A 24853-nucleotide genomic window follows, 5' to 3' on the forward strand; every position below is an offset into this window, starting at 1 on the left:
GGCCTGCCTCGAAAATAAAATGTGTTCCAGATTTAAGCAGTGATGCCGACAAGTGTCCTCACGGGCTGCGTGCAATATCATATAAAGTATCACACCCAGCAGCAGTTTCGATGTGCTTCAGGCGGTTCCTCAGGCTCCCCTGCCCCCACCGTCACGGGAGCCGGTTTCGCGCCCTCCCGGAAGACCGTGACCCCCTTGAGTCCGAGTTCCCACGCTAAGCGGAAGGTATGGTCAACGTCGGCAGGTGTGGCTTCGCGAGGCAAGTTGACCGTTTTGCTGACCGCGTTGTCCACGTGCTTCTGTACCGCAGCCTGCATGAGAAGGTGGTCTTCCGGGGCGATCTCCCGGGCCCCTTTGAAAACCCGGGCCATATCGGCGGGAATGCCGTCAACCCCCTGGCAACTCCCCCGCCGGGCTACCTCAGACCGGACCGTTTCCGGTATGCCATGCCTCTCGCATTCCTGTAGGAATAGCGGAGAGAACACTTCTATCTTGCCGGCGGCACTGGTGGACTTGGTGTAGGCCACAGCGAAAATTGGCTCTATGCCGTAACCTTCGCAACCGGCGATCAGCGTGACTGACCCAGTAGGAGCCACACTCAGGAGAGCGGCGTTGCGCCGGGGGTCATCCGGGTAGTAGACGCTTTTCTCCCACCAAGGGAAAGCCTCTTTTTCCCGCGCCAGCTCGCGCGAAGCTTCCTCAGCCGCTGCTTTGATGATGGCCGCAGTCCGGTCCGCCCAAGCCCGCCCCTCTTCCGAATCATAGGCCAAACCTGATTTTATAAGAGCATCGGCCAGCCCGGTAAAGCCAACGCCGATTCTGCGAGTAGTCCTCGTGGTCTCGGCTATGAACGTCAACGGGTACTGTCCCACGTCGATCAGGTTGTCCAAAAACCTGACCGCTATCCTCACCGTGTCCACCATCTGCGCTTCCTTCAGCCTGCCTTCACCGTCTACCATTCGGGCGAGGTTAATGCTTCCTAAAATGCAGGACTCCCCGGCAAGAAGTGGGACTTCGCCACAGGGATTGGTAGCAGCGATTACTGTTCCTCTAATGGGATTAGACCTCTGAAGAGCATCAAGGAAAACCAGCCCCGGTTCTCCGCAAGCGTGGGAGGCCTCGACGATGGCTTCCCACACTTCGGCCGCTGGTAATTCCGCGACCGCCTGACCGTTGAAAACTAGCCGCCAGGTGCCGTTCTCGCGGACGGCCTCCAAGAAAGCATCGCTCACGCCTACCGAGATGTTGAAGTTCGTCAGTCCTCCACCCAGTTTTGCCCGTATAAACTCGAGTATCTCGGGGTGGTCCGCGTTCAAGATCCCCATTGAAGCCCCCCGCCGCACGCCCCCCTGCACGATGATGCCGGCCGCATGGTCGTACAGCCGCAAGAGCTCCACCACCCCGAAGGCCTGGCCCTGGCTGGAGCGGACCGGAAATCCGCGGGGCCGGATGGTCGAGAAGTTGTACCCGACCCCTCCGCCCGATTTGAACACGAGGGCGGTATCTTTCAGGGTCTCGAATACAGATTCCAGGGAATCCTCAAGGGGTAGGACAAAACAGGCTGCCGGTTGCCAAGGGCGGTCGGACTTGCCCACGTTGGCCCAGATTGGGGTTGACGGCACAAAAAAGAGCTCCCCTATGATACGGGCAAACCTTTCCTCCCACTGGCTCGGTTCCTTTTCGGCTGTCGCTACAGTCCGGGCCAGGCGTCCTACCGCTTGGTCAAAGGTTTCGGCCACTGTTCCGTCCTCGTCCCGGATGGCGTACCTGGCCTCGAACAGTTTCTGCCCGTCCGCTGACAGCACCCCGCCTCACGTCCTTTTCTTTGGGTAATTCTTCTCCGTTTACGTTCAATATATCACAATGTTGATCTTCCATTCAATTGTGCCCCGAAACGCGCTTTTTCTTGGGTTCTCACCGCTTTCTTCTTACCTGAGCGTACGCCGCCGGATCACGCTGCTTATACTCCCCTCGTGGCAGTACTGCAAAAGGTCTTCGCCCCTATGAAGTCAAGCCGGCACTCAGCCGGAGTCGAAAGGAAACGAAACCCCCAACAACTGCGGGTTTCTCCCAGCCACAGGCTGAGTGCCGGGTTGTTGATCTTCCCTAAAACTGCACAACGCCCGAGTTCTTGAGATTCGATATCTCTTCGGAGGTGCAGCCCAGTTCCTCAAGCAGCTCGCAGGTATGCTTGCCTACCTCGGGAAAGTCGAGCCTGACCTGTCCCGGAGTTTCCGAGAGCTTCACGGGAATACCAGGTACAAACATGGCTTTTCCGGTGCCGAGAAAATCATCTATCATTATGACCATCTCCCGCTCCATGACCTGCGGGTGCTTCGCCATTTCTTCCAGGCTCAAAACGGGAGTAAAGCATATGTCGGTGTCGGCAAAAAACTCGACCCACTCGTCCCGCGTCATGTCTCTAAAAACTTCGCCTATGGCATTGATCATCTCTTCCTGTTTGTCCTGAACCCACTGTAACGGGACGAAGTCGAGCCTGCCTATCTTGGCGCAGAACCCCTGCCAGAATTTGTCTTCAATGGCCCCCAAGGAAACGTGCTTGCCGTCCTTGGTTTCGTAGATGTTGTAACAGGCATAGCCCCCGGTGAGAAGCTCTGCTCCCCTTCGCGGTTCCTGCCCGGCGCCGGACCATTCTCCAAGGGTATAGGCCAGCATGTTGACGGCCCCGTCCATCATCGCTACATCGCAGAACTGCCCTTCCCCGCTCTTCTCCCGGCTGAGAAGGGCTAACAGAATGGCGTTTACAGCCCCGTGGGTTCCCCCCGCGATGTCGGCGATCTGCACGGCGGACATGGCAGGCCTCCCATTTTTGGTTCCGGTTAGGCCGGTAACCCCGGCCAGGCTGAGATAGTTCAGGTCATGTCCTGCAGCCATCTTTAGCGGCCCGGTCTGCCCGTATCCGGTTATGGCGCAGTAGATCAGCCGCGGGTTGATTCCTCTAAGTTGTTGGTAGCCCAGCCCCAGCTTATCCATAACCCCGGGCCGAAACTGCTCCACAAGCACGTCGGCGGTCGCTACCAGTTTGCGGAAGACGTCTTTCCCTTCTTCTGTTTTCAGATTCAAGGCTATGCTCTTCTTGTTGCGGTTTACAGCGTAAAACCGCGCGCTCTGTTTTCCCATCTTCGGGGGTACCCAGCGCCCCCACTCCCCTGTAAGCTCTTCCACCTTGATAACCTCGGCCCCAAAATCGGCTAAGAATTGGGAACAAAGCGGGCCGGGAAGATACATGGAGAGGTCGAGCACCCTGATTCCTTGCAGAGGCAAGCCCATTTTTTCACCACCTTCTTTCTACCCTGTAAGCCCTGCTACCCCTCGAATCTTAAACCGGACCAGCCTACCTGGTCCGGTAAATATTTAAGGGGTCGGCTTCTTCCCTCAGCACCCTCAGTTCTTCGACCAGTATGGGTTCCGCCTCAGTGGCCCGGGAAACATCGATGTCAAATCCGGTGTTTTCCTTAATCTGTTGCACCCTGACCCCGGGGAAGTACTGATCCACGTACATGATTTTGGTTTCGTCGTCGTATCGCATGATACCCAGTGTGGAAATAAAGCAGCTAGGCCCTCCGGGCAAGCCCAACTCTTCCCTCCTCACCCAGGTGCCTTCTGGCCACTTCTTTACCATCCATCCCGGAGTAGTCAAGTAATCTACCTTTTCTACTACCCGACGCTTCTGGTGGTGCATGGTGGTGATGGTGGTTTTGGCGAATCCCCCGATGTCGACCGCTCCTGCCGTTCCCGCCAGCCGTTTGGCCGGTTTGTTGTAATCGCTGCCTATAAACGTGGAATTCACGTTGCCGTATTTGTCGATTTGAGCCCCGCCGATAAAGCCGAAGTCGATTTCCCCCCTGACCAACGGGAATAACCCTTCGGGATCTCCCATCTGCCAGGAAGACCCGTAGGTCAGCCGGCTGTCCATGATAGAAATGGGGATCTCGATTGGATTAGCATCCGCTTGGCCGGTTTCTACTATCATTATCATGTTCGGACAGTACAGTTTTTTGGCTACCTGGGTCGCCAGAAGTGGTAAACCGATACCTATCAACCCCATTCTCCCGTCAAAATTTTTTAGCTCCCTGGCCGAGTAAATTACCATGGCCTCTGCCGGTGTATAATCTCCAGGTCGCGCAAACTGAGCCATTACTTTATCCCTCCCCTCATTCTCGGGCGGTACCCAAAAGGAGGTATGGCCCGGAGTTTTTCTAACCGAGCTGCCCCCAACTTGTTCAAATAGCCGTAATGATCCTTGACACTGAATATCCACTCGTCGGCCCATTCTTCGAACCCTTGCTGGGTGCGAGCTTTTTTGGCGTACTCCGTCAAAAAGGGAATGTCCATATCGTAGTAGTTGTAAAGCTGTCCGGGATGAGCTCCCCAGGGGACTTCTACCACCATATCGACACTGGTAGCAGGTATCTGGTTACGGTTCGGATCCCGGCGCAGGTATTCTTCCGGCACCACCTGTTCGGCCGTGACTATGACCTTTTTGGCAGCATGGACCGCAAAATGGTCAAACACCAGGCTCCCGTCAATTCTTGCCGTCCCTTCTTCTCCTGCCTGCTGCACGTGGGCGATGAAAACGTCCGCCTTGAGGGCCGGGTGAAGCTGCACCACCCCTTCTCCGAAAAACGGGTCTTCCATCAGCACGTACTTCTTGGCGGGGAGAACTTCTTTGTTTCGCGCTAGTTCCCTGATCTTGGCCACGTTGTCGTATGCGGGATTCAGCACGTCAGTACCTAAACAAAGTTTCGTAGCAATAAAGGGCGCTCCCGCCATGGCTGCCAGGGCTTCAAGACACACCTCCGTGTGCCCTATGTCATCTATGATGATGCGGCCTTCCTCAGACATCCGCTGAATACAGGGGGAGATGCCAAAAGCCCCGATAGAACTGTACGTACCCCGATAAGCAACAGCGCACCCGCCGCCCACCAGTATGTCCTCGGAAAGAGAGCACTCGGCCAGAATTATCAGGCCCCTTTTCCCTTGGCGTACCAGCTCGCAAGCAGCGGCAACCGGACGGCGATCCTCCACCACGCCTCCCATGACTATGCAGTCACCGTCTTTCACCTCCTGCATGGCCTCCTGCAAGCTCACTACCTTGCTCTTTTTCATGATGTGCCTCCTTTCCTAAAGTTGGGTTGTGCTTCTTCTTTTCTGGCCAGTCCCACCCCCTCGCCGCCCAACGGCCCGCTTGAGCAGGGTCATCCTGCTCGCAATACGTCGCTTCGCCCGGTCAATACGCCTCACGAATACCCCTATTCTCGTCGGCCTCATGCGCTCTGCGCGGACGGTAGCCGAAGGGAGGAACGCTGCGCAGTTTTTCCAGCCTAGCAGCTCCCAGCTTATCCAGGTAGGCTTCACGAGACGGCAGGCTTACCACCCATTCATCCAGCCAGTTCTTGAACCCTTCCTCCGTGCGGGCTCGCACTGAGTAATCGCGGATGTAAGGCATATCCACGTCATAGAACCCTGGAACCTGGCTCGGATGTCCGCCCCACGGCACCTCCACTACAACGTCCACGCTGGTTGCCGGAATCTGGTTACGGTTAGGATCCCGCCGCAGGTACTCCTCAGGCACCACCCGTTCCGCCGTAATGATTACCTTTCGTGCCGCGTGTACGGCGTAGTGATCAAAAGCCAGGCTGCCCTGTATCCTTGCAGTACCCTCTTCCCCCGCTTCCTGCACATGGACGACCGCTACGTCTATTCGCATGGCTGGCTGCAGTTTCACCGTCCCCTGCCCGTAGAAAGGGTCTTCCAATAGAACGAACTTCTGGCGAGGAATCGTATCCGGGTTGCGGGCCAGGTTTCTTATGCAAGCCGTGCGGTCGTACGAAGGGTTAAGGACATCACTGCCCAGGGTAACCCGGGTGGCGACGAAGGAGCTTCCCGCCATAGCAGCCATGGCCCCCAGGATAATATCGATATGGCCGATTTCGTCGGGGATAAGCTCCTCGTGCTCGATTTTTCGTTGCGTAGCAGGCGACAAGCCGAAACTGGCCATACCGGTATAACACCCCCGCCAGGCAGCCACGCAGCCAGCCCCGACCAGGATGTCCTCTGCCAGCGAACACTCGGCTAAGAGGATTAGCCCTCTTTTTTTCTGCCTGACCATCTCGTAAACTGCAGCCATGGGCCGGCGGCAGTCGATGAGTCCGCCCAGGAAAACCACATCCCCGTCCTGTATTTCTTGTACTGCTTCTTTCAGAGAAACTACCTTGCTGGAAGCCAAGTCCTTCCCTCCCTTCTCGCCAGCGACCTCGAACCACCGCGCTATAGAGGCCTTGTGCAAACTTTGCCGCATCGGTTTGCTGGTTTTGCAAGTACCATGCCAGCACCTGTCATTTCCAACGCAGTCCCTTCTGCCCCCGCTGCAAAGGACCCGGTTTCCCCTCATGCGCTACGTCAGAAACGGCATTGCTTCCAATTTATGAGCATAAAGACCTTTTCCTTGCCCGAAAGACGTACAGTTGTACGTTTTGCACAAGTGACAACCATTTGCAAAATTTCCTTGGGCCCGCTTCTTCTGCAGAATCTCAAAACCTTGTCAATTCTGCCAACTCCCGCAACGCCGGACTCCTAGGGGAAAATTTGGCAAACCAAAAGTTACCGGCCAAGAATTTTTGCCAAACTCCGACTACGGTTAAGGAAGAACCGGAGCGGTCGAACGGCGTCAAACCGGGCTTTCAGACCATCCTCATCCCAGTGGCACGCTTTTTGCTCCATGTTGGATTCACAAAGCCTCTGAAAGGGGGGATGCCGGTTCAGAAGCTGGATTTGGGCAAAGCCTTATCAAGCCGAAAGGAGTGTCATTGCCAGTGGTGAGAGAGGTAGTAATAGTGGGTGCAGCCAGGACTCCCATAGGTGACTTTATGGGCAGCCTTAAAGATGTACCGCTTATTCGGTTAGCAGCGATAGCCGGAAAGGCGGCCCTGGACAGAGCCGGCATTAGTCCCGACGTGGTCGACCAGGTACTGGTGGGCCATTGTCTGCAGGGAGGGGCCAAGGGCAATCCTGCCCGCCAGGTCCAGGGCCTAATCGGGGTCCCCTGGGAGGCCTATGCGGCCACCATCAACCAGCAGTGCAGCTCTTCGCTCCGGGCGCTGGAGATTGGCTGCCAGGAGATCATGCTGGGCAAAAACGATGTGGTGCTAGCTGCCGGGGTAGAAAGCCCGAGCCAGGCTCCATACTATCTTTTCAAAGCCCGCCAGGGATACCGCCTGTTCCACGCTGACGATGGGCCGTTCGATTCTTTGATATGGGACGGGCTGAACTGCGCCATCATGGGCTATCACATGGGAATCACCGCCGAGACCCTAGCCGAAGAGTACAAGATATCCCGCGAGGAACAGGACGAACTGGCCTACACCAGCCATATCCGGGCAGCAGCCGCCATCAAGGAGGGAAAATTCAAAGACGAAATCGCTCCGGTAGAAATCAAAGCCCGCAAGGGAACGGTCGTCGTCGATACCGACGAACATCCCCGGGCTGATGTCACCGTTGAAGCCTTGAGCAAACTGCCGCCCGTATTCAAAAAAGACGGAACCGTGACCGCGGGCAATTCTTCCGGCCTCAACGACGGCGCGGCGGCGGCGGTCCTGATGAGCCGCGTCAAGGCCGAAGCATTAGGTATCAAGCCGCTGGCCAGGGTACTCAGCACGGCGTCCTGCGGTGTTCACCCCCGCATAATGGGCATCGGACCGGTGTACGCGATTCCCAAGGCCCTGAAGTATGCTGGCCTTGAGATGAAGGATGTGGACTACTTCGAGATCAACGAAGCCTTCGCCGCCCAGTGGCTGGCCTGTAACCGCGAGCTGAAAATCGACATGAGCAGGGTCAATGCTAACGGTTCGGGCATCGGTTTGGGTCACCCCACCGGTTCTACAGGGGTGCGGCTGGTGGTTACGATGCTGTATGAAATGCGGCGCAGAGGTGCCAAAGTCGGGTGTGCTTCGCTGTGCGCCGGAGGTGGCCCGGCAATTGCAGCAGTCATCGAAATGCTGTGATCGCCGCGGACCTAAGGAGGTGGACAGGTGATGGAAAGGATTCTCCCTTTTACCCCGGAACACGAGATGCTGCGGCGTGCCTTTTCCGAATTCCTCGATAACGAGGTCGTCCCTTATTACAACGAGTGGGAAGAAAAAGGCATCGTCCCGCGTGAAGTCTATAAGAAAATGGGGGACTACGGTTTTCTATGTCCCTGGGTGGATGAAAAATACGGCGGGGCGGGGGCCGATTTCCTGGCTTCGGTGGTGATCAACGAAGAAATAGGCAGTAAAGGAGTCATCAGCTTTTTCTCATTCTTGCACAGCGATATCGTCGCCCCGTACATCGCCAGTTACGGGACAGAGGAACAGAAAGCCCGGTGGCTGCCAAAATGCGTCAGCGGCGACATTATACTGGCCATTGCGATGACTGAACCGGGTGCCGGTTCGGACCTGGCGGCAATTAGAACCCGGGCCATCAGGGATGGAGACCACTATATTTTAAACGGTTCTAAAACCTTCATTTCTAACGGGATTCTGGCCGACCTGGTGGTGGTAGCTGCCAAGACGGATCCCGCAGCCGGAGCCAAGGGGGTAAGCCTGTTTGTAGTGGAAAGAGATACCCCCGGTTTTTCTCGGAGCAAGCAAATACCCAAGATCGGCCTGCACGCCCAGGATACGGCCGAACTCTTTTTTGAGGACTGCAGGGTACCTGCCAGCAACCTGTTGGGAAAGGAAGGGCACGGATTCATTTACCTGATGCAGAAGCTACAGCAGGAACGCCTGCTGGCCGCTATCGTCAACGTCACCCTGGCTGAAAGGTGCTTAAAACTGACCCTCGATTACGTAAAGCAAAGACATCTCTTCGGAAAGCCTCTTAGTTCCTTTCAAAACACCCAGTTCGTCTTGGCGGAAATAGCAACCGAGATCCAACTCGCCCGGGGCTTCGTCGATACCCTGGTGTTACACCACATGGCGGGTAAGGACGTGGTTCAGGAGGTGAGCATGGCAAAGTATTGGGTATGCGAAATGTCCCATCGGGTTGCCAACCGCTGTGTTCAATTGTTCGGGGGGTACGGCTATTGCACGGAGTACGAAATTTCTCGCCTGTGGGCCGATACCCGCGTCCAGAGCATTTACGCAGGTACTTCGGAAGTTATGAAACTGATAATCGCCCGGGGATTGGGGCTGTGAAGGAACCAGCCACAGGTTAGCACCGGTATTACTTTTTGATTTGCCTACTGGGACACGTCCGAGTGTCATTAGGGTCTGTGATAGAAATTGGGAAGGGGGAATTAGATTATGGAACTAGCGAATCGAACCGCCATCATCACTGGAGGGGCTTCGGGGCTAGGGGAAGCCACCGCCATCAGGTTTGTTAACAACGGAGCTAACGTGGTGATATCTGACCTCAATGAACAAAAAGGCCTGGCCCTGGCCGAACGCCTGGGAGAACGCGCAGCTTTCATAAAGACGAACATCGCTAAACCGGATGACGTGCAGAAAGCCGTGGAGTTCACCATACAAAAGTTCGGAAAAGTCGACATTCTCGTGAACTGCGCTGCGTTTGCCGCAGCTATGAAGACCACTGACAAGAAGAAAGGGCCCCATGATCTTGATCTCTTCAGAAGAACCATCGAAGTAAACGTAGTCGGAACCTTCGATGTAATCCGAACCGTAGCCACCCGCATGCTCGAGAACCCTCCCAATGAAGAGGGAGAAAGGGGAGTAATAATCAACACGGCGTCGGTAGCCGCCTTTGAGGGACAGATAGGCCAGGTGGCTTACGCGGCATCCAAGGCAGCTACGGTAGGGATGACGTTGCCCATAGCCCGCGATTTGTCCGAGCACGGGATAAGGGTATGTACCGTGGCTCCGGGGATTTTCGATACCCCGATGCTGGGTCAGCTCCCGGATAAAGTGCGGGAAGCCCTTGGTAAAATGATTCCATTCCCCTCTCGCCTGGGGAAACCGGATGAGTATGCGCGCCTGGTCCAGCACATAGTGGAAAATCCGATGCTGAACGGCGAGGTAATCCGCTTAGACGGAGCCCTGAGGATGCAGCCCAAATAGCTTGCAGAAGAAGAAAGGGGGGTAATCTATGCCTGACAACGAAGTGGTGATAATCGCTTCGGCGCGCACGCCTTTTGACCGCTTTGGCGGCGTAACCAAAAACGTGCCCAGCGCCGTGCTGGCAGAGTGGACGATAACCGAACTGTTGAAGCGGTCCGGACTGGAACCCCAGATGATCGACGAGGTCAACCTGGGGCAGTGCCTGCTTCTGGAAGCCGGAACCCAGACCGGTATCATCGCCCGCCAGGCTCTTATAAGAGCGGGCTTGCCGCAAGAAACGCTTTCTATGAGTATCGACCGGGCTTGCTGCTCATCCACGACCGCCTTGCAGCAGTCATGGAAGAACCTGATGATGGGCGAGGCCGAGATCAGCATGGCTATAGGGGTCGAAAACATGAGCCGAGCCCCATATTACTTGCCTCCCGAGTACCGGTGGGAAGGCCCCCGCCTGGGGAACACCAAGCTGGTGGACATCCTTTTTCAACTGGGTTACCCGGGCTTTGGGGTCCTGGCAGTCGATGCGGGGGAGGTGGCTGTCGAATACGGGGTGACCCGCGAGATGCAGGACGAATGGGCCTTACGCAGCCACAAGCTGTATGCCCAAGCCGAAGCCCGGGGAGTATTCAAAGAGGAGATATTTTCAATTCAAATACCCCAGGGCAAGAAAAAACCGCCGGTAATACTGGATCGGGACACCCAGCCCCGCCCGGATACCACTTTAGAGGAATTCGCCAAACTGCCAACGGTGTATGGGAGCCCTACCGTCACTCCCGGTAACGCTCCGGGAATGAATACGGGCGCTGCCGGTGTGGTCGTGACTACCAGAAAAAAGGCTCAAGAACTGGGGTTAAAGCCTCTAGCAACCCTGCTGCGGGTGGTGAGCATCGCCCGCCCGGCCCGAGAAATCGCCATCGCTCCCGCTCCTGCCATTCAAAAAGGTTTGGCCGCGACTGGCCTGACGTTAGGTGACATCAAACTCATAGAAATCAACGAGGCTTTTGCAGCCATGCCCCTGGTTTCTACCAAAATCCTGGGAGATTTTGATGAAGCTAAGGTAAAAAAGCTTCGCGACATTACTAATGTCAACGGTGGGGCCATAGCCATTGGTCACCCTGTTGGAGCGAGCGGCCTCCGGATAACCCTGACCCTGGTGAACGAGCTTCGCCGCCGGGGAGGTGGCTACGGGGTCGCGGCCATCTGCGGAGGGCTGGCCCAGGGGGACTGCGCTGTGGTGAGAGTGGATTGAAATGAGGGGGAGAGGTCGGCATGGAATTTAAGACTTTGCTTTTCGAGAAAGACACAGGTATCGGGATCCTTACCTTGAACCGCCCCAAACAACTGAATGCCATAAATGGTGAAATGTTAACCGAGCTGTCGAATGCTATGGACAATATAGCGGCGGACGACGAAGTAAAGGTGCTCATAATAACGGGCGGCGAAAAGGTCTTTGCCGCCGGTGGGGACATAGCGTTCATGTCGGGGGCCGATTCGCTCACCGCCGAATCGTTTATCGCCCTTTGTCACCAGGCTTTTGATAAGATTGCCAACCTGGAAAAACCGGTTGTAGCGGCTATAGCTGGGATGGCTTTGGGAGGCGGGTGCGAACTTTCGCTGTGCTGTGACATCCGCATTTGTTCCGAAGATGCCAAGTTCGCCCAGCCCGAGATCAACCTGGGCATCATTCCGGGAGCGGGCGGAACCCAGCGGCTGGCCCGCCTACTTGGCCCGGGGTGGTGTAAGTACTTGACGATGCTGGGGGACCCAATTGATGCAGACACCGCGTTACGTCTCGGCCTCGTCGCCAAAGTGGTTCCTCCAGACCAATTAATGAACGAAGCCAAAAAAATAGCAGCCAAACTCGCGGCCAAACCTCCGGTGGCCCTGCATGTTCTCAAAAAAGCTATCAACTACGGTATGAACGTGGATCTCGCATCAGGGCTTGCTTTCGAACAGAAAGTATTCGCCCTCTTGTTCTCTACCCATGACCAGAAAGAAGGGATGAAAGCTTTTATGGAGAAACGGAAACCCGTTTACAAAGGGCGTTAAACCCTAAGGTCAAGGGTTTGGCATCCTATGGAAACTGGGGTCGTGTACCCCGAGGGGGTATTTCGAAGGGGACTGTAAAAAAGGCCTGAGAAAATGCAAGCTGCCAGTTTCAATTAGGCGGAACTGGCAGCTTAAGGTTCCTCTTTGGCTTTGCCGCCGACATTTTAAACCCTCTTCGATTAGACCCCAGCGCCTTTGCCGATCCCAAGCCCGTACCGTTTTATCTTGCGGTAGAGCGAAGAAGCATCGATATCCAGGCGACTGGCAGCCTCCATCTTATTGTAGCCGGTCTCTTCCAAGACACGGGCGATTACCTTTCGTTCGAACTCCTCGGTCAGGGCCTTTAGCCCTTTCCCAAATGAAACCGCAGACGCATTTGCCCTGTCGTTCATCAACACTAAGTACTCAGGGGTTATGGTGTTGGACCCGCTCATGTCTGCAAGAATCAACGCCCTTTCTAAAACATTTTCCAGCTCACGCACGTTACCCGGCCAGCTGTACTTCATAATCCTTTCCATAGCCGGCGCGGATACCCCCGTCACCGACGTTTTTAACTTTTTGTTCAGTTTACACAGTAGATGTTTAACTAACAGAGGGATATCTCCAGACCGGTGGCGCAGCGCTGGCATGTGGATCCTTACAACATTTAGCCGGTAGTAAAGGTCTTCGCGGAACCTCCCCTGTTCGACCATTTCTTCGAGGCTGCGATTGGTAGCAGCTATGACCCTGACGTTCACCCGTATCGGTTTGTTATCTCCCAGCCTTTCCATCTCTTTTTCCTGCAAGACTACCAGCAGTTTCCCCTGCATTCCCAAAGACATGTCTCCGACTTCATCCAGAAAAACGGTGCCGCCATTAGCTACCTCAAACTTGCCGGGTTTACCGCCCTTTTTGGCCCCGGTATAAGCCCCTTCCCCGTATCCAAATAGTTCAGCTTCCAGCAGGTTGTCCGGTATGGCTGCGCAGTTTACCTTCACGAAAGGAAATCGGCCGCGGCTTGATGCATTATGAATCGAGTGAGCCAGCAACTCCTTTCCGGTTCCGCTCTCTCCGGTAACCAGCACTGTAGTATCCGGGTGGTTTGCTACCTGACAAGCCAGTTTCTTGACCTTCTGCAAAGCCTGTGATTCGCCGATGAGGGCGTCAAACGTATACTTCGCCGCGTACAAACTGGTTACTTCCCTCTTGTATACGTTTAATTCGTTAACCAAGTTTTCCATTAAGGTCTTGCCGTCCCAAACATCCAGGAATATGCTGTACGCGAGGCAGCCGACCAGTTCATCTTTTTTGAACAAAGGTATACTGGAAGCGACCCCTTCATACCCGTTGATCGGCCAATAGTAGCCGATGATAGCTTTGCCCGTCTTGAGAACTTCTAAAGTGCGGCTGTTAGGTGTGATCTCGCTGATGTGCTTGCCTATGGTTTCTTTTTCACTCCGCTTCAGCATCTTGAGGTAGGTCTTGTTGACAAACACCACGTAGCCTTGTTTGTCTACAATCATTGCGGCGATGTAAGGGACCGTCGTGATAGCATCTATGAGCAACTCCCCGGCATTCAAGAGCCATCCCCTCCCCCGCCAGATTAACCCCTCTTTTCGCCTCTGCTCTGTGTTGCCAACCCAGGTTAACCTACAGGCTTCTAATCTATATGTACGCCGATTATCCAGCAGACATGCCTCCTTCCGAATGCATGACAGATGAAAACATAGCGCCAATCCCAAACTCAGTATAACATTTACTTCTTACCCTAGGTAGTCAACTCCTTGATTGACAAAGATACCTCAGAGCCCCGCCAGCCGCATACGGAAGCACGGGCGATTCTAAGTTACTGGTCGTGGTATAATGAAAATGACACTGGCAAAGGGTGGTGAGCCTAGTTTGAACTACAGACTACCTGTAACAATAAAGTTACACAGTAAAGAATACATTGCGCACTGCGAACCCTTGAGAGCTACTGCTGTAGGAAAAACGCCTGACGAAGCGTTGAAAAACCTGAAAGAGGCCATAGACGAAATGGTTAACGAATTTGGCCGGGAAGCAGTGTTCCAAGACATTAGCCCGGAGGTCGATTTCCGGGTGCTTGAGGTAAGCGTATGAGCAAGTTTCCGGAGCTAAATAGAAAGGAATTCGAAGCTTTCCTGCTACATTTCAGCATGCCAGGCTCGCTTAGATTTCGCAATAACAAATGGGTTGGACTCAACAGGGAAGGAAAGCCTTTCGCCGTGCACGTTAAACATGGAAGCACCAGGAAATACCCGCCACCGCTCGTTGAGGCTGTCGCCAGGGACCTAAAGGTGTCGTTTAAGGAGTTTCAAGAATGGTATAAAGACTAGTTGACTGCCTTCACAGGCTTTAAAATTTTAAAATACAGGGTGACAGAGGAAAAACTGTAACCCCCTCGTAATAGAAATTTCATTGGGCCGTCTCACCGATGGGGTAAACAATGTCCACTATGCTACAAATGCTATGGACATTTATTTTGCAAGACTACATTATGGTATTATCGACCTCTGTGAAGCCTTCCCTCCCCTAAATGGCCCTTAAAATCGGCAGGGCAAAGGCTCTAACGCCTTTGCCTTCGAGCCGTTCGGAAAACTTCCTAAGCTCCTCTATGATCCTCGCCTCATCGTCATCGCCGACTACCACAGCTAACGCACAGTTGTATCCCGGCCATACGGAGGTGTCCAGCTTGGGCTCACTGTTTTTACCTTTGCCCAACACCCTGTCCCATTTGGTAAACCCGTTGACACCCAGCGACTCGAGCATTTCCATAACATCCTCGTCAAGTTCCGCATCATAGGTAATAAAAAGCATCTTCATCGGCGCACCCCCCAGAAAACAGCCCTTGCCCGAAATCACGAGTTCCCACATCTTGCTGCTCAGGAAACATCCATCCCCACCTCCCGGATGCTGACCGCCTTCCGAAGTCTCCTCTCCTCAAACCAACAGTAAACCGTCGGAATGAGAACCAGAGTAACCAGGGTTGACACTGTAAGCCCTCCCAGCATGGTAATTCCCAGCGGATTCCATATTTCCGCGCCCACACCCCTGGAAACGGCCAGAGGCAACATGCCGAAAAACATGGCGGCGGTAGTCATCAAAATTGGTCTTAACCTGCTGCGTCCGGCATTAGTTATTGCTTCCAGCAAAGGCTGACCTCTGTTTTGCAACAGGTGGGTATAGTCGAGGAAAATAACGGCGTTTTTAACCACAATTCCTACCAACATGATTATACCCATGTAAGAGACTAAGCTCAGGGTGGTACCGGTTAGAGCAAAGGCGTAAAACACACCCGTTAAAGCAAAGGGTACGGAGAACATTATAATTAAGGGATCCCGCAAATTGCCGTAGAGCGAGGCCAGAACCATGTAAACAAGCATAATTCCCAGGAGCAGCAACAACCCGAGATCCTTAAAGGCCTCTTGCTGCTGTTCAATTTCTCCGCCGAAACTGATTGAAACTCCGGCAGGTATGTCCAGGTTTTCAAGGGCACTCTTGATATCGGCGGTGATTTCACCTAGGGAACGACCGTACCTGTCCGCTTCTACCTTGACGATACGCTGTCGGTTTTCCCGTTCAATCTCTACAGGTCCTTGGCCAGTCTTTATCTCGGCGATATTCTTTAATTTAATCATCCTGCCGTCAGGAGTGAAGATCGGCACTTCCGGCAGGCTCTCCAGCTTGTTTTTGTCCGCGTCAGTCAAACGCATGAAGACATCAAAGCTGTCCCCTGCATCTCGGAAATCGGTGGGAGTATCCCCGTAAAAGTATTTGCGCACCTGCCCTGCAATGGTGGCCACGTTCAGCCCGAGCGACGATGCTTTCTCGCGATCCACTTCCACCCAAAGCTCTGGCCGCGGGTCTTTTTGACTGATGGAAACATCTGTCGTGCCGGGAACTTTTTCAACAATTTTCTTTACCTGCTCTGCCACTTTTAGGTTCGCATCCAGGTCGGGACCTGACACCTCAACCACGATCGGCTTTCCTCCCCCGGTCATAAGGGAGGACAGGGGGCTCGTCGCAGTGACCTTCATCCGGGTTAGGCCGGGTATCTTTTCCAGCCGTTCTCTCAATTCGCTGGCAATTTCACTGGCGCTGCGTTCGCGCTTGTCCCGGTCCACCAGCTTAAAGCCGATCATACCCACGTTAGGTCCCTCGTCTATGCCCATAGCCGCGCCGAATCCCTCTTCGCTCTGCCCGTCGAAGGCGTAAGAATGCCTCAATTCCTCCGGTTTTACTGTTTCACCAATGGTTTGCAGGACTTTCTCCATAACCCGGTTTGTTTCCTCTATTCTCGTCGCTTCCGGCAGGCGAAATTCAACGTTGACATCACCCGAATCCATGTCGGGCAAAAAGCTCGTACCTATCAGGGGGACCAGAGCCAAGCTGCTGCCGAAAATAAGTATTGATCCTATAACAACGGCCTTCTTGTGCGACAAGGCCCAGGCCAGGATTCGACCGTAAAACTCCTCTAAGAAAATCAGAAAGTTCTCAGCGGCTTCGTAAAATCTGCCCCACAAACCTTGTTTCCCAGAAAATTCTCTACGTCCGCTTTCCAGCCATTTCGAGCACAGCATAGGCGTCATGGACAAAGCCGTAAAAAGGGACGCCAGCAGAGTCACGACCATGACAAACCCTAGTTCCTTAAACAGGGCTCCCGTAATTCCCCCTACAAACATCAGCGGGACGAAAACCACCACGACCGTCATAGTTGAAGCCGTCATGGCCATTCCCACTTCGCTTGCACCGTGAATGGCGCTGGTTCTCGGCCGGCCCCCGCGCTCCAGGTGGCGGGTGATATTTTCCAGGGCTACGATACCGTCGTCTACCACCAATCCACAGGCAATGGCAAGCGTCAGCAGAGAAATAATGTTGATGGTTCGACCGAATAAGTAAAGGAATATAAAAGCACTTATAAGGGAAAAGGGGATAGTAAGGGCAACGATGGCAGCCGCCTTAACTCTCCTTAAAAATAAAATCGTTACCAGTAACACAAGAAAGATGGCCCTCAATAACTCATCCCGTAAAGTCTTAATGGCCAGTAAAATATTTTCAGAAGTGTCAAATACAGTATTGATTTTAACATCGCCGGGCAGGTTCTTCTCTACTTCTCTAAGCTTGTCTTCGACGTCCCGCGCAACTTTCACGGTATTTTTGCCGCTCTGCTTTTGTACAATAAGAACGATCGCTTTTTTCCCATCTCCCCAGCCGTTCACAGTCTGCTCTTTGTAGCCGTCTTCAACTTCGGCAACGTCCTTAAGGTAAACCGGCCTGCCGTTAAAATAGCCGACGACCGTGTTCTTTATTTCGTCCACATCGTTGTACCTGCCCGGGACCCGAATAGAAAACTCCTGGGGGCCCGATTTTATGCTGCCGGCCGGCAGGTTTAGGTTTTCTGCCGCCAGAACCTGTTTGACCTGAAGTAAATTCAGGTGGTAACCGTTTATTTTCTGCAGGTCGAAATGAACATTTATTTGCCTCTTCACACCCCCGTACAGCTGAACAGCACCGACCCCGGGAACACTTTTTAATTCGTCGGCGATCTGTTTCTCCGTCAGATAATAAAGCCTTGGCCAACTGGTGTCCCCGGTGACGGTCATGGCCAGAATGGGAATGCTGGCGCTGCTAAACTTAAAAATCACCGGTTCTTCTGCATCATCTGGCAGCTTCTTTTTGGCCAGCTCCAGTTTGTCCCGAACGTCGTTGGTAGCATCCTCCAGATCGGTACCCCATTCGAATTGGCAGGAAACCATAGAAAGGTTGTCCAAAGACTTGGACGTAATTGTATCCAAGTTATTTACCATACTAAGCTGATCCTCGATGTGCTTCGTAACTTCCGTCTCTACATCCAAAGCACTCGCTCCCGGCCAGACGGTCAGGATGGTTACTGCCGGCATTTCCACGTTAGGAAGCAGGTCGATGGAAAGCCTGGTTAAAGAAAAAATTCCCAGAACAATCACAGCTAGAAAAGCCATTAAGGCGGCCACAGGCTGTTTCACCGAGAATTCAGGAAGCCTCACCGTCTGTAACCTCCCTTTCCTTCTTTGTCTTCTACAGAAACCCTAGCTCCGTCATACAGCCGGTTTTGTCCCCTGGTAACGACCAGTTCGTTTTCCGATAAGCCGTCGGTTATCTCGGTTAAATCACCTTGCGTAATGCCGGTCTTTACGTTTTTGAGAATTGCTTTGTTATCCTTGATGACGTACACGTAATAGCTTCCTGTTCCCGGCATCTTGTTAAGGGCCACACTGGGAATCGCTAGGCCTTTCCGTTCGCCAAGGTATAACTTAATACGCGCAAACATGCCGGATCGAAGCTGGTGTTTTTGGTTCGGAATATGTATCTCAACTTGGGCTGTGCGGGTGGAAGGGTCGATGGTCGGACTGACAACCGAGACCACACCTTTAAAAACCTTGCCGGGGAAAGCATCTACGGTTACTTCTGTTTTCATCCCCTTCCTGAGCGAGTGAAAGTCCTTTTCTGTCACACTGCATACGATTTTGAGCTCGTCTTCGTAGGAAATGCGAACAATCGGCTGCCCCGGACTTGTCCGGCTCCCCTCCTCCATGTAGCGGGCGGCGATAAACCCCGAGATAGGCGCACGTATAGTGTACTCCCCGTAAAGCACCTGAAGCTGGTTTAGGGCTGCTTTGGCCTTTTCAATCTGAGCGCTCGCGAGTTTTCTCGATTCCACAGCCGCTTTGTACTGAGCATTTATGTGATCCAGCTCTTGTTTGGATACAGCATTCTGCTCATACAGATACTCTATCCGCGACCGGTCCTTCTCTAAGACTTCGAGATTGGCCTCGCTCTGCCCAAGGCCGGCCTCCGCTGCAGCCAGGCCGGCCTTTGCTTCCTCCAACTGCGCTTTTATGACATCGTCATCTAGAACGGCTATCAGGTCCCCTTTTTTTACGTAATCTCCGGTTTCTACGTACATCTTCTCGATGATTTCTGCGCCCACTTTGGGGTAAACATCCACCGCAGTTCCCGGCTTAATCTCCCCTGTCAGTTCCAGCACGTTTTCGAGCTTGGTTACTTTCGCCTCGGCCACCTGCACGGGAATGCTTCCTTTGCCGCTTGCAGTCGTCTCTTTCTTCTTCTCTTGCTGGATGTGATGGAAAACACCGTATACAATAGCTAAAGCAAGGATTAACACCACAAAAGCGCAAATCGCCGCTTTGGGTCTGTTCCTCAAGTCCACCCTGCATTGCTCCTTTTCCCAAACATTGCTGAATGAGTCGGATCGAACACCCCGCGATCCTTGCTTCAAAACCAGATGCTTAAGCCCGGATGCGGACCCCCAGACCTAGACACCTAGCAAGTCAAACCCTCTTTGCCGCTCAGCCCTCCCCTCAACTTGTTTTTGTTTCTTCCCAAATCCTGTCGGCCTTCCTGCCCCACTCGGCAGCGTAGGCTTCTAAGCTCGTGGCAAGCTTTTCGGCATCAAGCGAAACCGTCTGGGTGCAACGAGCCTCGCTCTCCTTGACACAGGCCGCCAACCCCCGCGGATTGTCTATAAGGGGACAGGGGCGCAGGTGGTTCTGGTTGAACGGTTGCCGCTTCTGATAAGCCAGGAAAAGCGGATTACCGAGCGCTTCTTTTAAGCTCGTGTCCTTGATGTTGACGCAAGCGTAATGGACAAATGCACACGGCTCTACATCGCCGGCCGCGTTGATGTGGAAATAGCGCCGTCCCCCCGCGATGCACCCGCCGGTGAGTTCGCCGTCGTTCCAGAAGTCGGCAACAAGGATAGGCTTGGTGGCCCTGATTTCTCGGATGCGCTTACAAACATACGCCCTCTGCTCAGGAGTGGCCATGAATTCCAAATCAGATTCAGAGCCTACCGGAACATAGGTGAAAAGCCATCCGAAACGGAAACCCTTGTCGACGAGCATGTCGATGTATTCGTCGGAGGTGATTTCTTCGACGTTGTGGCGGTGGTAAGTGGTTGAGAAACCGTAAATAAGCCCATATTTGTGCAGGATATCGGCAGCCTGCATGACTTTGGCGAAGGTCCCTTTTCCGCGGCGCATGTCGGTGGATTCCTCGAAACCGTCGATGCTGATCGCGAATATTATGTTGGCTGCGTCTGCGCATTCTTCGCCGAACTTTTCGTCAATCAGAGTCCCGTTGGTGAAGATGTGGAAAACGCTGTCGGGATGTTTTCTTGTCAGCTTTAAAATGTCGTCTTTCCTGAGGAGCGGTTCGCCGCCGGAGAAGAGGTAGAAAAATATGTTGAGTTCCTCGCCTTCCTTGACTATTCGGTCCATCAGTTCAAAAGTGAGGTCGTTTTTCTTGGCATATTCGCCCGCCCAGCAACCTTTGCACCGCAGGTTGCAGCGGTCGGTAGGGTCCATGAGAATAGCCCACGGTACGGCATAACCCAGCTTTTCCGCTAATTCGTATTGTTTGGGTATCCCGAGCAGCACCGAGTTGATGATGAAATTGACGGCCAGACGTTCGCGGACTTTCGGATGGGTTTCTCTCAAAGTCCTGACAAACAGCTTGTGCCAGTGAGAATCTCTGTCGGAAAGGTGTTTACCGGCAGATGCAATCTGTTCTTTATGGTTTTGGCGTATGGCCAGCTTACCGGCGATATTTAGAAGTTTTTCAATGTTGTTTTCCGGGTCTTTGGCTAGGTAATTCGCCGCTTCCGTTATCACGGCTTCTCCGACCATTTTTTTGGCGTACTCAAACACTTGGGAGTCACTCCTTTCTTTCCGTTATCGGTTTGGGATTGTGCTAACCGCGCGTTGGAACCTAAAAGGCGAAAGGGAATTAAGAAGACAACTTCTCACCTCCTAATTCGGAAAAGTTTCACAACTTTTGTACGCTACTAAGCTCCAACTCCAGAAAATATTTCAATCCAGACAAAACAGTCACCGCAGTTGCGATATATACACTCCAGAGATCCAAAGGATAAGAGATATATGTCCGCCATTGGGGATGGAGAATGACGACGAGTATGGCCAGAATTTGGGTAACCGTTTTGACCTTACCCCATCTGTTCGCAGGAATAACTGCTCCTTCTGCTGCCTTAATTGCTCGCAGACCTGTAACCGCAAACTCGCGCGCAATAATGATTATTACAATCCAGGCCGGTATCTTATGCAGTTCTACCAGACACACGAAGGCAGCCATTATCAGTAGTTTGTCGGCCAGCGGATCAAGAAAAGTCCCCAGTACAGTCACCTGCTTGTATTTTCGGGCGATGAACCCGTCAATACCGTCTGTTAGAACCGCCAGCAAGAAAACGAAGGCTTGTAGCATGTAACCATCGGATGTATCTCTATAGAACAGAATTATCAGCGCTGGGATCATTGCAATCCGCAAGATGGTCAAAACGTTGGCAATGCTCATTTCTAAACACTCCAGGAAGCTTCTTTCACCGGTTTTGGGTCATCTGATTGCATTTGTGTAGTCATACGACCGCTGTTTTATAGAGAATATGGAATCGGCAATCTCCGCACATGCACAACACTTGTCAACTAAGCACACGATCCACGATTCTTTGTACGATGGCAGTTGCCAGGTCAAGGGGAACATGTGTTTTAGTATGATGTCTTTTTCTACTTCATTCAAAAGACACACTGCTGATGCGTTGTTCAAAGCAAGCCGCGGGTGAACAAACGCATGTTTCCCATGACTCAGTCTGGTCGTTCTCCAATCGTACAGGAATAAATCATGGAGCAGTCCTGCCCTGGCGGCTGCCTTATAGTCGAGTCCCAAAGCTCTACAGAGCATAAAACTGTAGAAAGAGACATTCAAGCTGTGTTCGAAACACGTTACATGACCGTGATGCCTAATCTGTTTCATTCTCTCAACGGGAGCAGAGTGGATCACATAATGAATACAATTCCTGTACTCCTCGATATCGCGGATATATCTCCATTTTTCATTCAGAGAGCTTCCGAAATATGTAACCTTATCGGTAATGGCTAGGCTCAGCCGGGAAAAAGCCGAAGGTAGCCGAAGGTATTCTCTTAGCCGTCTTTTCCACGAATATCGGAGATAAGGCCAAGACCTGTGCTCACCCGTCTCCAAAGCGTTTTCCACGGAGTTTATCAAATCAAACATGAAATAAGGCATGATAATGCCGGCGAGCAGATATTTTACGTTCATTGGAACAGTGTTTACAAAACTTATAAGGGACGGGTGAATAAACTCCAACATTAGATAGGCCAATATCCCCCAATATACGGAATATTTAAGACAGATTCTCCCTTGAAGGTTGAACCGTTCTTCACTATAATCCCACCATTTGCGGTTAAAAATCTTTTCCAGCAACATGCCGGTCAAATATTCCAAGGCCGTGGTACCCATAATGGCCAGTATTACGCTGACGACCGTTCTTGTAGTCGGGTCTACTATTGATGCGGCACCATCCACCAGTTGCCTGGACTGAAGTACCAGCAGGGCCCCAAACCCATACACCGGGCAGAACGGGCCAGATAGAAACCCGCTGTTAACGAATCTCTTGGCCTGCACACTCTTGAAGAATGTCTCTATAATCCATCCCAGAAAAGAGTAAATCACAAAGAGCAGTATCAGGCTGTCCAGGTTTTGATTCAAATTCATCACTCCCCATGTATTTCCCCAAAATCCCCAAAATCATCTTAAAAAAATTACCCCAATATCAACATTGTCCCCAAATTCCACAAATAACTCGCAAAAAAATTACGTCGTTTTTGCCAATGCTTCACTCAAAAAGTCCATCAACAGCGTCTGCTCTAATTGGTTCAATTTGGCCAGATTTTTTTGGAACGCCGACAGGCACTCAGACATGTGAGAAAGTAGTTGAACCTGGGAGGCTGCTTTCGCCATAGTGCCAAAAGCAGCACCTACAAACATGGCCAGCCCTATTTTTCCCTCGGATACTTCTAAAGCCACGTTTTTGAGCAGAGAAATGCTGGTTTTGCTCAAGGTTTGCAGCTCCAATATCAAGATAGTGATTACATATGCACAAAAAACCAAGGGATTTTCGACGCCGGACAATTCAGTCCTCATTTGTTCCGCAAGTTCTTCCGGAGCGGTCTTGGTGGTTTTCTCGTACAAAGACATTAATTTCTCTTTGAGCAACTGAAACTCTTTGACGGGTCCCATGTCTTCCAACGTTTTTCCAGACAGGACCAGATTAACCAGTTGAGTAGGCGCAAACATTACCCGTGCCCGCCCAGGATACTTTTTGTTTTGGTCAACCTCATACTGGCTGGTCAATAATCCTTTTCTTTCCAGCGTTTTCAGCATTTCATAAGCGCTCCATTTGCTTATCCCCAGCAATTCAGCCACGCGAGCGTAGTGCACGGGCAGGCTCGTAGCTTCATAGACCTGTTTGATGATTCGTAAGAAGTCCATCTGCCGCCTGGTAACAGCCATTATAAACCTCCGCTACTGGGAAACCGGCCAGCTGTAACGTAAACAAACCCCAATTTCCCCAAGATACCTCTGTCGTAAATATACGTCCTGTCAAACACGATTGTCAAGAACAATGCTTTAAGGCGTGTCGCATTTAGCCCGCGAAAGTATAAAATTTGAGCAGGTAAATTAAGGCGGAAAGTAGAAGAAGAAACCCCGCAGGTTGCCTCCATAAGGTAACCAAACCCCAACACGATGTCAACAAAGGAGGGTGAAGGCGAGTTCTCATGTTAATGGTTCGAGACATTGTGAAAATGATCCTGCATGTGGTGAGGTGCGATTGAAGAAGACGTTAGAGGAATAAGGCGGTGGAAAAGCATGATGAAGGCGAGAGAAATACCGGGGTTGTCAAACCCTTCTTTACAGCTGGCAAAAGCCACGAATGTTTATCATGTTACTTACTCACCCGATTTCCAGATTGCCTGTCTTTATTTCTGGGGCTGCAACCTGCGCTGCCGGGCTTGCCTGTTGAAAAAGGAAATCTACGATTGTCACCTTCCCGAAACCAGAAAAGGTTTGTTCGACCCGGAGAAAGTTGCTCCGGGCAGACCCGCACGATTCTTAAACCTGGAAGAATTAAAGGAAATCCTCGGGCAGCTCAAACTGAAACAGGTCATCTTTATGGGAGCCGAGCCTACCGTCGATCCCAGTATGCCCGAGCTGGCGGAGTGGCTTCACGATAGGTTTGCGACCCAGAACGTGCTGCTTACCAACGGGCTCGAGTTGCCCTCTTTGGAGTATGTGGATGTTGTGGTGTTCAGCATAAAAGCCTACACCGACTCTATTCATCGTTCCTACACCGGCAAGAGCAACCAAAAGATCCTGGAAAACTTCGTCACGGTTTATCGTTTGCCGAAGAAACTGTACGTAGAGACAGTCTTCATCCCCGGGCTTGTTGACGTGGACGAGATTGAGCGTATTGCCCGGTTTATAAGCGAGGTCGACCGCGGGCTGCCGCTGCGCATAGATGCCTATCTTCCGGTTGCGGGTAGCCCCTGGCCCCGCCCGACTCGCGAGCAGATCGAAGAAGCGGTAAGGGTAGCCAAGACCTATCTCGATAATGTCACCTCTATCACCGGGTCAGAAGAATTGGCTTACGAGGTAATCAGAATTTTTTAAGTAATGCCGTTTATACTCTCCAAAAATCGAGTAGGAGGGGGCGGCTAACCCCCGTCCTCTCACACCACAGCTTGAGTGTGAAAAGGTTGGGTCGAATATGGGTGTCAGGGTTTGCAGCAGGGCCTGCTGGATTAGCCGGTCCAATACGGTGGGTATCCCAAGAAGCCTCTTGCCCCCGTCGGGTTTCGGGATTT

General features: G+C 52.6%; 21 protein-coding genes and 1 pseudogene. 8 read left to right on the forward strand and 14 right to left on the reverse strand.

The window, feature by feature from the left end:
• Nucleotides 1–89: 89 nt before the first annotated feature.
• From HPY90_RS07560 to HPY90_RS07580, 5 genes are all read right to left on the reverse strand, one after another.
• Nucleotides 90–1805, reverse strand: coding sequence for an adenosylcobalamin-dependent ribonucleoside-diphosphate reductase (locus tag HPY90_RS07560; RefSeq protein ID WP_287193122.1), 1716 nt, complete (start codon nucleotides 1803–1805; stop codon nucleotides 90–92).
• Nucleotides 1806–2106: 301 nt separating this feature from the next.
• Nucleotides 2107–3291: a CaiB/BaiF CoA transferase family protein gene (locus HPY90_RS07565; RefSeq protein ID WP_287193125.1), complete on the reverse strand. Its 1185-nt coding sequence runs from the start codon at nucleotides 3289–3291 to the stop codon at nucleotides 2107–2109.
• Between the two features lie 64 nt (nucleotides 3292–3355).
• Complete coding sequence (locus tag HPY90_RS07570; RefSeq protein WP_287193127.1) at nucleotides 3356–4159, reverse strand: CoA-transferase subunit beta; 804 nt, start codon at nucleotides 4157–4159, stop codon at nucleotides 3356–3358.
• Complete coding sequence (locus tag HPY90_RS07575) at nucleotides 4159–5130, reverse strand: CoA transferase subunit A (protein ID WP_287193129.1); 972 nt, start codon at nucleotides 5128–5130, stop codon at nucleotides 4159–4161. The genes HPY90_RS07570 and HPY90_RS07575 overlap by 1 nt, the downstream gene beginning before the upstream one ends.
• Nucleotides 5131–5251: 121 nt before the next feature.
• Nucleotides 5252–6250 carry a CoA transferase subunit A gene (locus tag HPY90_RS07580; RefSeq protein ID WP_287193131.1) on the reverse strand — a complete coding sequence of 333 codons (999 nt, stop codon included), beginning with the start codon at nucleotides 6248–6250 and terminating at the stop codon, nucleotides 5252–5254.
• Nucleotides 6251–6839: 589 nt separating this feature from the next.
• On the opposite strand from HPY90_RS07580, the gene HPY90_RS07585 reads away from it, so the two are divergent.
• From HPY90_RS07585 to HPY90_RS07605, 5 genes are all read left to right on the forward strand, one after another.
• Complete coding sequence (locus HPY90_RS07585; RefSeq protein ID WP_287193177.1) at nucleotides 6840–8024, forward strand: thiolase family protein; 1185 nt, start codon at nucleotides 6840–6842, stop codon at nucleotides 8022–8024.
• Between the two features lie 30 nt (nucleotides 8025–8054).
• Complete coding sequence (locus tag HPY90_RS07590) at nucleotides 8055–9197, forward strand: acyl-CoA dehydrogenase family protein (protein ID WP_287193180.1); 1143 nt, start codon at nucleotides 8055–8057, stop codon at nucleotides 9195–9197.
• A gap of 108 nt (nucleotides 9198–9305) precedes the next feature.
• Nucleotides 9306–10076 carry a 3-hydroxyacyl-CoA dehydrogenase gene (locus HPY90_RS07595; RefSeq protein WP_287193134.1) on the forward strand — a complete coding sequence of 257 codons (771 nt, stop codon included), beginning with the start codon at nucleotides 9306–9308 and terminating at the stop codon, nucleotides 10074–10076.
• 28 nt (nucleotides 10077–10104) lie between these two features.
• A complete protein-coding gene (locus HPY90_RS07600) occupies nucleotides 10105–11322 on the forward strand; it encodes a thiolase family protein (protein WP_287193136.1) in 1218 nt (405 codons plus the stop codon).
• 20 nt (nucleotides 11323–11342) lie between these two features.
• On the forward strand, nucleotides 11343–12122 hold the full coding sequence (locus tag HPY90_RS07605) for an enoyl-CoA hydratase/isomerase family protein (RefSeq protein ID WP_287193139.1): 780 nt from the start codon (nucleotides 11343–11345) through the stop codon (nucleotides 12120–12122).
• A 179-nt stretch (nucleotides 12123–12301) separates the two neighbouring features.
• Here the strand turns inward: HPY90_RS07605 and HPY90_RS07610 are convergent, their stop codons facing one another.
• The gene (locus tag HPY90_RS07610; RefSeq protein ID WP_287193142.1) at nucleotides 12302–13681 is read right to left on the reverse strand and encodes a sigma-54 interaction domain-containing protein; all 1380 of its coding nucleotides are present in this window, start codon (nucleotides 13679–13681) and stop codon (nucleotides 12302–12304) included.
• Nucleotides 13682–14000: 319 nt separating this feature from the next.
• On the opposite strand from HPY90_RS07610, the gene HPY90_RS07615 reads away from it, so the two are divergent.
• Nucleotides 14001–14219 (forward strand): type II toxin-antitoxin system HicB family antitoxin, encoded by a 219-nt coding sequence (locus tag HPY90_RS07615; protein ID WP_287193144.1) that lies wholly within the window; start codon nucleotides 14001–14003, stop codon nucleotides 14217–14219.
• Nucleotides 14216–14455 carry a hypothetical protein gene (locus HPY90_RS07620; protein ID WP_287193147.1) on the forward strand — a complete coding sequence of 80 codons (240 nt, stop codon included), beginning with the start codon at nucleotides 14216–14218 and terminating at the stop codon, nucleotides 14453–14455. The genes HPY90_RS07615 and HPY90_RS07620 overlap by 4 nt, the downstream gene beginning before the upstream one ends.
• 196 nt (nucleotides 14456–14651) lie before the next feature.
• Here HPY90_RS07620 and HPY90_RS07625 read toward each other — a convergent pair whose 3' ends face one another.
• The 7 genes from HPY90_RS07625 to HPY90_RS07655 form a co-directional block, all read right to left on the reverse strand.
• Complete coding sequence (locus tag HPY90_RS07625; protein WP_287193150.1) at nucleotides 14652–14942, reverse strand: PG0541 family transporter-associated protein; 291 nt, start codon at nucleotides 14940–14942, stop codon at nucleotides 14652–14654.
• A gap of 59 nt (nucleotides 14943–15001) precedes the next feature.
• Nucleotides 15002–18142 (reverse strand): efflux RND transporter permease subunit, encoded by a 3141-nt coding sequence (locus HPY90_RS07630; protein WP_287193153.1) that lies wholly within the window; start codon nucleotides 18140–18142, stop codon nucleotides 15002–15004.
• Nucleotides 18139–19326, reverse strand: a complete 1188-nt coding sequence (locus HPY90_RS07635) for an efflux RND transporter periplasmic adaptor subunit (protein ID WP_287193156.1) — start codon at nucleotides 19324–19326, stop codon at nucleotides 18139–18141. The genes HPY90_RS07630 and HPY90_RS07635 overlap by 4 nt, the downstream gene beginning before the upstream one ends.
• Before the next feature lie 151 nt (nucleotides 19327–19477).
• A complete protein-coding gene (locus tag HPY90_RS07640) occupies nucleotides 19478–20824 on the reverse strand; it encodes a radical SAM protein (protein ID WP_287193159.1) in 1347 nt (448 codons plus the stop codon).
• Between the two features lie 118 nt (nucleotides 20825–20942).
• Nucleotides 20943–21485, reverse strand: a complete 543-nt coding sequence (gene pgsA, locus HPY90_RS07645; RefSeq protein WP_287193162.1) for a CDP-diacylglycerol--glycerol-3-phosphate 3-phosphatidyltransferase — start codon at nucleotides 21483–21485, stop codon at nucleotides 20943–20945.
• A 39-nt stretch (nucleotides 21486–21524) separates the two neighbouring features.
• Nucleotides 21525–22703, reverse strand: a complete 1179-nt coding sequence (locus HPY90_RS07650; RefSeq protein ID WP_287193166.1) for a putative ABC transporter permease — start codon at nucleotides 22701–22703, stop codon at nucleotides 21525–21527.
• A gap of 99 nt (nucleotides 22704–22802) precedes the next feature.
• Nucleotides 22803–23501 carry a LexA family protein gene (locus HPY90_RS07655; protein WP_287193168.1) on the reverse strand — a complete coding sequence of 233 codons (699 nt, stop codon included), beginning with the start codon at nucleotides 23499–23501 and terminating at the stop codon, nucleotides 22803–22805.
• Between the two features lie 357 nt (nucleotides 23502–23858).
• Between HPY90_RS07655 and HPY90_RS07660 the strand changes: the two genes are divergently transcribed.
• On the forward strand, nucleotides 23859–24659 hold the full coding sequence (locus HPY90_RS07660; RefSeq protein ID WP_287193171.1) for a radical SAM protein: 801 nt from the start codon (nucleotides 23859–23861) through the stop codon (nucleotides 24657–24659).
• Nucleotides 24660–24716: 57 nt separating this feature from the next.
• Here HPY90_RS07660 and HPY90_RS07665 read toward each other — a convergent pair.
• Nucleotides 24717–24853, reverse strand: a pseudogene (locus HPY90_RS07665) (group II intron reverse transcriptase/maturase); the annotation flags it as partial.

The sequence above is a fragment of the Syntrophothermus sp. genome (genome assembly GCF_013314835.1).
Classification (GTDB): domain Bacteria; phylum Bacillota; class Syntrophomonadia; order Syntrophomonadales; family Syntrophothermaceae; genus Syntrophothermus; species Syntrophothermus lipocalidus.

Bases quoted from the DNA above. Each gene is read 5' to 3' on its own strand.
- HPY90_RS07590 (WP_287193180.1), top strand. From the start codon at position 8,055: ATGGAAAGGATTCTCCCTTTTACCCCGGAACACGAGATGCTGCGGCGT.
- HPY90_RS07660 (WP_287193171.1), top strand. From the start codon at position 23,859: ATGATGAAGGCGAGAGAAATACCGGGGTTGTCAAACCCTTCTTTACAG.
- HPY90_RS07655 (WP_287193168.1), bottom strand. From the start codon at position 23,501: ATGGCTGTTACCAGGCGGCAGATGGACTTCTTACGAATCATCAAACAG.
- HPY90_RS07565 (WP_287193125.1), bottom strand. From the start codon at position 3,291: ATGGGCTTGCCTCTGCAAGGAATCAGGGTGCTCGACCTCTCCATGTAT.
- HPY90_RS07595 (WP_287193134.1), top strand. From the start codon at position 9,306: ATGGAACTAGCGAATCGAACCGCCATCATCACTGGAGGGGCTTCGGGG.
- HPY90_RS07600 (WP_287193136.1), top strand. From the start codon at position 10,105: ATGCCTGACAACGAAGTGGTGATAATCGCTTCGGCGCGCACGCCTTTT.
- HPY90_RS07575 (WP_287193129.1), bottom strand. From the start codon at position 5,130: ATGAAAAAGAGCAAGGTAGTGAGCTTGCAGGAGGCCATGCAGGAGGTG.
- HPY90_RS07620 (WP_287193147.1), top strand. From the start codon at position 14,216: ATGAGCAAGTTTCCGGAGCTAAATAGAAAGGAATTCGAAGCTTTCCTG.
- HPY90_RS07625 (WP_287193150.1), bottom strand. From the start codon at position 14,942: ATGAAGATGCTTTTTATTACCTATGATGCGGAACTTGACGAGGATGTT.
- HPY90_RS07605 (WP_287193139.1), top strand. From the start codon at position 11,343: ATGGAATTTAAGACTTTGCTTTTCGAGAAAGACACAGGTATCGGGATC.
- pgsA (WP_287193162.1), bottom strand. From the start codon at position 21,485: ATGAGCATTGCCAACGTTTTGACCATCTTGCGGATTGCAATGATCCCA.
- HPY90_RS07570 (WP_287193127.1), bottom strand. From the start codon at position 4,159: ATGGCTCAGTTTGCGCGACCTGGAGATTATACACCGGCAGAGGCCATG.
- HPY90_RS07650 (WP_287193166.1), bottom strand. From the start codon at position 22,703: ATGAATTTGAATCAAAACCTGGACAGCCTGATACTGCTCTTTGTGATT.